The sequence below is a fragment of the Erythrobacter westpacificensis genome, from assembly GCF_039542285.1.
In the GTDB taxonomy this organism is placed as follows: Bacteria; Pseudomonadota; Alphaproteobacteria; order Sphingomonadales; family Sphingomonadaceae; genus Alteraurantiacibacter; species Alteraurantiacibacter westpacificensis.
Genome location: NZ_BAABHV010000017.1, coordinates 347,410 through 354,836 on the forward strand (window position 1 = coordinate 347,410; position 7,427 = coordinate 354,836).

The 7,427-nt window shown below is 62.4% G+C and carries 6 protein-coding genes, 1 tRNA gene and 1 pseudogene; 5 read left to right on the forward strand and 3 right to left on the reverse strand.

Features of this window, described 5'->3' with window-relative positions:
- Positions 1 to 27 precede the first annotated feature (27 nt).
- From mreC to ABFX23_RS12585, 5 genes are all read left to right on the forward strand, one after another.
- Positions 28 to 957, forward strand: coding sequence for a rod shape-determining protein MreC (mreC, locus tag ABFX23_RS12565; protein WP_346033386.1), 930 nt, complete (start codon positions 28 to 30; stop codon positions 955 to 957).
- Positions 957 to 1,511, forward strand: coding sequence for a rod shape-determining protein MreD (locus ABFX23_RS12570; RefSeq protein ID WP_346033387.1), 555 nt, complete (start codon positions 957 to 959; stop codon positions 1,509 to 1,511). Before mreC ends, ABFX23_RS12570 begins: the two co-directional genes overlap by 1 nt.
- A gap of 3 nt (positions 1,512 to 1,514) precedes the next feature.
- Positions 1,515 to 3,536 carry a penicillin-binding protein 2 gene (gene mrdA, locus ABFX23_RS12575; RefSeq protein WP_346033388.1) on the forward strand — a complete coding sequence of 674 codons (2,022 nt, stop codon included), beginning with the start codon at positions 1,515 to 1,517 and terminating at the stop codon, positions 3,534 to 3,536.
- Entirely contained in the window at positions 3,533 to 4,651 is a 1,119-nt protein-coding gene (rodA, locus tag ABFX23_RS12580) for a rod shape-determining protein RodA (RefSeq protein WP_346033389.1), read from the forward strand. Before mrdA ends, rodA begins: the two co-directional genes overlap by 4 nt.
- Before the next feature lie 96 nt (positions 4,652 to 4,747).
- A tRNA-Lys gene (locus ABFX23_RS12585) sits at positions 4,748 to 4,823 on the forward strand.
- A gap of 238 nt (positions 4,824 to 5,061) precedes the next feature.
- On the opposite strand, the gene ABFX23_RS12590 is transcribed toward ABFX23_RS12585, so the two are convergent.
- From ABFX23_RS12590 to ABFX23_RS12600, 3 genes and pseudogenes are all read right to left on the reverse strand, one after another.
- Entirely contained in the window at positions 5,062 to 5,802 is a 741-nt protein-coding gene (locus ABFX23_RS12590) for a PGN_0703 family putative restriction endonuclease (RefSeq protein ID WP_145985971.1), read from the reverse strand.
- A gap of 102 nt (positions 5,803 to 5,904) precedes the next feature.
- Positions 5,905 to 6,984 (reverse strand): competence protein CoiA, encoded by a 1,080-nt coding sequence (locus tag ABFX23_RS12595; RefSeq protein ID WP_346033390.1) that lies wholly within the window; start codon positions 6,982 to 6,984, stop codon positions 5,905 to 5,907.
- Between the two features lie 24 nt (positions 6,985 to 7,008).
- A pseudogene (locus ABFX23_RS12600) lies at positions 7,009 to 7,427 on the reverse strand (hypothetical protein); the annotation flags it as partial.

Here is a 7,427-nt window from a genome sequence, read left to right on the forward strand (position 1 = left end):
CCCAAGTTACTGGAGGTATCGGCGGTTATGGCGCCGCCATCGACTAAGAGAGCAGGATCGAACAAGAAGGCGCAGCTTGGGCTGTTCGCCGGGTATCTTGCTGCTGGTCTGGGTGCCACGTTGGGGGCCCTGCTCCTTGCGATTTCCCTCTGGCGGCCCGAAACTTTCAATGGCCTGCGCTCCATGGCCAGCGATGCCGCCGCCCCCGTGGGCGAAGTGGGCGCGGCCGGGCGCGTGGGGTCGCGCAACTTCTTCGAAGCCATTGCCGGATACTACGATGCCGGCAGCAAGAACGCGGAGCTGGAGGAAGAAATCCGCATCGCCCGCGTGCGCCTGGCAGAAGCCCGCGCGCTGGAGCAGGAAAACCAGCGCCTGCGCGCGGTCCTCGAACTGGCGGAAGGCGATGTGGAGCCTGTAACAACCGCGCGGCTGATCGGCTCCACCTCCAGCAGCGCGCGCCGCTTCGCCTACCTGTCCGCAGGCAGGCGTGACGGCGTCGAGCCCGGCATGCCTGTCACTTCGCCGCTTGGCCTCGTCGGCCGTGTGCTGGAAGTGGGAGCGAACACCTCCCGCGTCCTGCTGCTGACGGATACCGACAGCGTCGTTCCCGTTCGCCGCGCGACCGATAACGTCGTGGCTTTTGCTGAAGGCCGCGCCAACGGCTCGCTGCGTATCCGTCTCATCAATCTTGGCATCAATCCGCTGGAGGAAGGCGATATCTTCGTGACTTCGGGCGCGGGCGGCCTGTTCCATCCGGGCACAGCCGTTGCGATGGTGACCGAAGTTACCGACGATGGTGCGATCGGCCAGTTGCTGAGCAATCCTGCGGCGACGGACGTCGTGATCGTCAAGCCGATATGGCAGGGCGACGTTATCAGGAGCATGGAGGCGCCGCTTGATTCCGGGCTCGACGCCGGACCCGAAGCCGAGCCCGATGCGGCGCAGGCGGAAGAGTAATGGAGCGACTTGCTTCCAACGCGCGCCGCGATGCCTACGGCAGCAAGATCAATCGCGACCATTCGCCGGTTCTCGCATACGGTGTCCCCTGGATCACGATCATGCTGGGCTCTCTCACGCCGCTGCTGCCGGTAATCGCGCCGGCTCCGATCCTGCCGCCGCTCGGCTACCTGCTGCTGCTCGCCTGGCGCATGCTGCGGCCCGGCGTCCTGCCGATGTGGGCGGGACTTCCGCTTGGCCTGTTCAACGATCTTTACTCGGGCCAGCCCATCGGCAGCGGCATACTGCTCTTCTCCGTCACGATGATCGCGCTGGAACTGCTGGAAATCCGGTTTCCCTGGCGCAGTTTCTGGCAGGACTGGCTGGTCGCCGCGTTGTTCATCCCGGTCTTCCTGCTCTTCAGCGCCTTGTTTTCAGGCGCATCCATCGGGGTCAGGCAACTTGCCCTGCTCGTCCCCCAGCTCTTGCTCTCGGTCATCGCCTTTCCCATTATAGCAAAGATGGTATCCCTTCTCGACCGACTGCGATTGACGCGCGTGAGGCGCATCGGCTGAGCCATGGACCGCAAACTCACGTCGAATTCCCTAAAGCAGACTTTTGACAGGCGCAGTTTCGTTGTCGGCTCGATACAGGGCGGCATCGGACTGCTGCTGGCCGCGCGCATGGGCTACATCGCGGTGGCCGAGAACGAGAAATACGAGATGGAAGCGGAGAGCAATCGGGTAAACCTTACCCTGATCCCTCCGCGCCGGGGCTGGATTCTCGATCGTAACGGCTCCCCCCTCGCCTCCAACCGCGCGGATTTCCGCGTCGACATCATTCCCGAACGGCTTGAAGACCCCGACGCCACGGTCGACATGCTCGCCGAACTGCTGGACTTCACGGAACCGGAAAAGGCCGACCTTCGCGACCGGCTGGAGGAATCGCGCGGCTTCGCGGCCGTGCCGGTCGCCAACGGGCTGGACTACGAGAAATTCGCCGCCGTCAGCGTTCGCATTCCCGAACTTCCCGGGGTCATCCCCCAGCGCGGCTATTCGCGCTTCTATCCCACGGGAGCATCGGTGGGCCACTTGCTGGGTTACGTCGGAGCGCCCAGTCGCGAGGAATACGACGCCGACCCGCAACCCCTGCTTCTCACTCCCGGCTTCAAACTGGGGAAAGACGGGATCGAGCAGCAGTTCGAACAGCAGTTGCGCGGAGAGCCCGGCGCGCGCCGCGTCGAAGTCACCGCTTCTGGCCGTATCGTGCGTGATCTGGAAACGCGCGAAGACGTTCAGGGCGATGCCGTTCACCTGACGATCGATGGCCCGCTGCAGGATTACGCTGCACGGCGCCTGGGGCTGGAATCAGGCTCCGTCGTCGTGATGGACTGCGTGACCGGCGAACTACTGTGCATGGCCTCCATGCCCAGCTTCGACCCGAACAGCTTCTCCGACGGAATCGGTCGTGTCGAATTCGCCATGCTGCGCGAGAACGACCGTGTGCCCTTGCGCAACAAGACGCTGAAGGGACTTTACCCGCCCGGCTCCACGGTGAAGCCCATGCACTCCATGGCCTTCATGCACGAAGGAGTGGACCCGTCGGAAAGCATCGTGTGCGGCGGCGGTCGGCGTATCGGCAACCGTTTCTTCAATTGCTGGAGCAACCACGGCACGGTGGATATGGCCAAGGCCATCTACCAGAGCTGCGACAGCTATTATTATCACTTCGCGCAGCAGGTGGGCTTCGACAAGGTCGCCGCCTACGCCCGGCAGTTCGGCCTTGGCCAGCAGTTCGACCTGCCCGTGGCAAGCCAGTTCTACGGGACCGTGCCGGACCCTGCCTGGAAGCTGGAGAAATACGGGCGCGAGTGGCAACCCTACGACACCGTCAACGCGTCCATCGGCCAGGGTTACTACCTGACCAGCCCGCTGCAACTTGCCGTTATGACCGCGCGAATTGCCACCGGGATGAGCGTCAATCCCTCCCTGATCAAATCGGCGACGGCGCCGCAGTTCAGATCGATGGATTATCGCCAGGACGAGATCGACTACGTGCGCCAGGCGATGAGCGACGTGGTCAACGGCCCCGGCACCGCAGGGCGTGCGCGCCTCCCGCTGGAAGACGTCCTGCTGGCGGGAAAGACGGGGACGGCGCAGGTGGTAAGCCTCAGCGTCTCGGACGGGCGATCCGGCCCTTGGAAGTACCGCGACCACGGCCTGTTCGTGTTCTTCGCGCCGTTTGACAACCCGCGCTATGCCGGCGCCGTGGTGATTGAACACGGCGGCGGCTCCGGCTCCGCCTATCCCGTCGCGCGCGACGTGATGACGTTCCTGCTCGATCCGCAGAAGGGTCTGGACGCGCTCCATGCTCTGGAAGAGCAATGGGGCGGTACGGCCCAGCAGCGGCTCGACGCGCAATACCAGGCCTATGCCGCGGCCGCCGGGGTTGACCTGCCACCCGCCCCTCCCCCTGTCACGTTGGCGGAGCAGGTGGATGCGGAGGCACGCGCTGCCTATTCCGGTCCGGAAGAGGCAGACAGCACGGTCTTCGCGCCGCGCGGGGAGGCCAATCCGCGATCCGAGGAGTCCTCGACATGAGAGGCGAGATGAGCCTGCCCGCGCCCATCGCGGAATTTCCCTGGCGCGTCGTCATCCCGCTTACCCTGCTCGTCGCATTTGGTGCAGCCGTGCTGCATTCGGCGGGCGGCGGCTCGTTCAGTCCCTATGCCGACTCGCATCTTATCCGGTTCGGCGTCTTCCTCGTCATGGCCCTGGTCATGTCCTATTTTCCGGAGGAGTGGGCTCGGCTCGCAGCAGTGCCGGTCTACGTCGTCGTGCTCTTGCTGCTGGTGGCGGTGGAAGCGGTGGGACAACTGGGCGGCGGCAGCCAGCGATGGCTGGAACTGGGATTCATGCGTCTTCAGCCATCGGAGCTGATGAAGCCGGGCATTGTCCTGATCATCGCTGCGTTCTTCCATTCCATGCCGGTCGGCATGATAGGAAGCTGGCGTGCCCTGCTGGTGCCTGCCGGTCTAATCGCGATGCCGATGGGCCTTGTCCTGCTGCAACCGGACCTCGGCACATCGCTCGCCATTGCGTTTGGCGGCGTGGTCGTGATGTTCCTCGCCGGAATCCCGCAAAAGTGGTTCATCGGTGGCGGCGTGGCGGCAATTTTCCTGATCCCGCTGGCCTACTTCTTCGGATTGCAGCCCTATCAGCAGCAGCGCGTTCTGACTTTCCTCGATCCCGCCAGCGACCCGCAGGGCAGCGGCTACCACATCATCCAGTCGAAGATCGCCATCGGATCGGGCGGCCTGTTCGGCAAGGGCTTTGGCGAGGGCTCGCAGAGCCAGCTCGACTACTTGCCCGAGCCCCATACCGATTTCGTCTTCGCCACCATGGCCGAGGAATGGGGTCTGATCGGCGGGCTGTTCGTGCTGCTGGTGTTCGGCATCGTCCTTCGCTGGGGCCTGATCACGGCTCGCGAGGCTACGACGCGCTTCTCCAGGCTGCTGGCAGGCGGCATGACGGCGACGATTTTCTTCTACGTTGCAGTCAACTTGATGATGGTGATGGGCCTCGCCCCGGTGGTCGGGATCCCGCTGCCATTCATGAGCCACGGCGGCTCTTCCATGATGACGAACATGATCTGCGTTGGAGCGCTGATGATGATCGAGCGGTGGAACCGGCACTCGACTTCGTCGGGTTTGTGAAACTGGCCCTTTACACGCCCGCAACAATCGCTATTTGAGCGCCTCCCCCGCCGACTCGCTAACGCGAATCGCAGGGGCCATCGGCACCGCCGGTATGGACGCATAGCTCAGTTGGTAGAGCAGCTGACTCTTAATCAGCGGGTCCTAGGTTCGAGCCCTAGTGCGTCCACCATTTTCCTGCATTATATCAATAACTTACACGGCCTGGAATTTGGGCCAAGACGATTCGTCGTCGCGCTAGGTAGCTGCCTAGGTAGCACCGCTAGCTGTCGATTATTTTTTCGGTTGTGGCTCCGCAGGAGAATCGTGGCCTCGAAATGGCCCGCCTGTCTGGCGTCACTGGAGGGCAGGAAGGGCTGCACCAGCTCGAAAGCAGATCTTCGCACCAATGTGCGACTTAGCTCGCCGATCTATGGTTGAAATTTGAGACGCAGAGCTTCGGCATGCGCCTTTACCGCAGGGGGCGCGGCCGACACAGCAAAGCGATCCAGCCAGTCGGCCCAACTCGTCGCAGCAAAGCGAACACGTGCGCCGCGCACTGCGGCAGAGAAGACTTCGATTTCCGCGCGATGGTCTGAACAAGCGAAGGCAGCCACACGCGATGGCTCGGCGTAGAGATACAGCAAGACCGGCGCTCGACTGACACGCCTGGCTTCGGTCGAGAGTCCAAAAGCGTGCTTCACGAGCTGCGCTGCATCAAGGTAGCGATAGGTGAGCGGATCCTTTCGCAAGGCATCGCGCATGGCCAGCCAAGGCTCCATAGCCTCGCCCCAAACATCGCGGTCATACGCTTGAGCCAGAGCGGCTTGCTTCCTGTCACGAAATGGCTCGTATCGTTTGGATTCCACCCCGATGAGATGGGTTTCGGTCACAACGGCGGCATCAAGCCAAGGGTGACGACCGCCCTGCCAAGGAAAGCGCATCTGGCGCTCAATCTCGACCGAGAGGGGTCGCCATTTGATGTCATCGAGCCCGGGGAAAGCCGGGAGCAGGCTTGGCCTCTCCATGAACCAGCCAAACCCATTCGCCGCCAAAGCGGCGCTGCTTTCGGGACTGGCGAATTTACCGGAGGCGAGTTCGTTACCACCCGCCCTATCTAATGACAGGCGGACCAGGTCAGCTGGCACTCCTGGGAGAAACAGTTCACTCATCATCGCCTCATACTTCGGGCATCCGTCAGAAGCGGTCGTAGCTCAGACCTGCAAACCGCAACTGCACGCGGTCAAAGTGGGTGGCTCCCGGTTGATGATCCTCTACCTATGGACACCCCATCCCGGTTCGTCGCCGAGGTCGATCGCCAATTGCCGCATCCGTTCATCGACAACGGTGGGGAACCTCGCCACGACATCCTGACGGTCCCAGGCCTGATATTCGTAGTGAGCGCCGATCAGAGCGCCACAGTGGGCGCATCCGTTGCTCAGGTAACGAAAACCAGCCTCTCGGCTGTTGCGGTGCATGATACGGCCAAGCGATGCTTGTGCAGGGATCGCCTGCAAGGTCCTCCGCACGAGATCAGGGCAATTGCCGAGATCTGGGATGGTCGCCGAGAGCTTATGGGGACCAATGCTGATATCGAGTCCAATGATGATCTGCGTCTCGGCCCCGCACTTCCAGCAATCCAAATTGCCGCAACGGACCTCAACGTCCGCCGCCGCGCCGAGCGGCAGGCCAAATTGATACTGCCGGTTCAAGGCAGCAGAAATGAACGACGAGAGTGGCAGAACCTGCTCGCCGGCGCCGGTCGGAACGAAGACATCATAACCATCGAATGGGTTGCCGCTGATTCGAACAGCAGGAATCTCCTCGGAAGTGTCAAAACGCGGTTGCCGAAAGAGCCAGAGACCGCGTACGCCGGACGAAGCGTAACGGGACTGTCGGCGAGCGGTCTCATCTTGGCTCTGCCTCGACCATTGCACCTCGATTGCGATGCGGACGCGCCCCTTGGTCAGCAGCACGTCGGCCCTCCATGGCTCACTGTCGCTGCTCAGCCCGTCGAATTCCGCCACTGCGTTCCAGCCACCGGCTATCGCCGTTTCGACAATCACACGCTTCACTTGACGATGGTCTTCGCTTTCCGGTGAGCTCGTGCAGGCGCCGCGAAACCTGTGAACGAAGTGCTGGGTGCCGAGTTTGGAACGCCTGAGTATTATCTCGGCCTGACAGCAAGGTGCGCGGAGATGCCGTTCGCGCGCATTTTGGGCGGCAAGAGCCTGCCAATCCTGTGGCGCAAATTCGAACGCATGAAGGCTCTTGCCTGAATGTGTGTCGATACATCGCAGCGCCACTGTAGCCCCCGGCGAGATCAGCGAGACGACGCGAGCGGCGATGTCCACGTGCTTTGGCAGGCACAGGCCATGCTATTCGAGCAATTCGTAAACATAGGCAGTCGTCGAACTGTTGCTGGGGCCAATTCGTCGGGTGAGGTTCACCCGGCACAGTTCAGCGATCTTTCTCCCGCTGAGTGCCTGGCAAACCGAGGGGAACGCGTTGCGCAGCCCGAGCGCATCGTGAATTTCCCGTGCTGAGATTTCAACAATGGACCGGCCGGCATCCCGGGCCGGATCGAAGAACCGGCTCTCGGCATAGTCGCGAATGCGGTCGGCGGTTTTCGTTCTCTGGTCGGGAGCAGCGGATCCGAAGGCGTGCGTGCTATCGGACGAATTGGCCTGCGGGAGTTCCGTCGATGCAGAGGGTATCACCGCAGGGGCTCTGTTGCAAACTCTGACACGGTTTCCAAGATTGGGCTCATGTACTGTCAAGGTCAGTTGCGATGAAC

Coding starts and splice junctions, on each gene's coding strand:
- mreC (WP_346033386.1), top strand. CDS start 28: ATGGCGCCGCCATCGACTAAGAGAGCAGGATCGAACAAGAAGGCGCAG.
- ABFX23_RS12570 (WP_346033387.1), top strand. CDS start 957: ATGGAGCGACTTGCTTCCAACGCGCGCCGCGATGCCTACGGCAGCAAG.
- mrdA (WP_346033388.1), top strand. CDS start 1,515: ATGGACCGCAAACTCACGTCGAATTCCCTAAAGCAGACTTTTGACAGG.
- rodA (WP_346033389.1), top strand. CDS start 3,533: ATGAGAGGCGAGATGAGCCTGCCCGCGCCCATCGCGGAATTTCCCTGG.
- ABFX23_RS12590 (WP_145985971.1), bottom strand. CDS start 5,802: ATGAGTGAACTGTTTCTCCCAGGAGTGCCAGCTGACCTGGTCCGCCTG.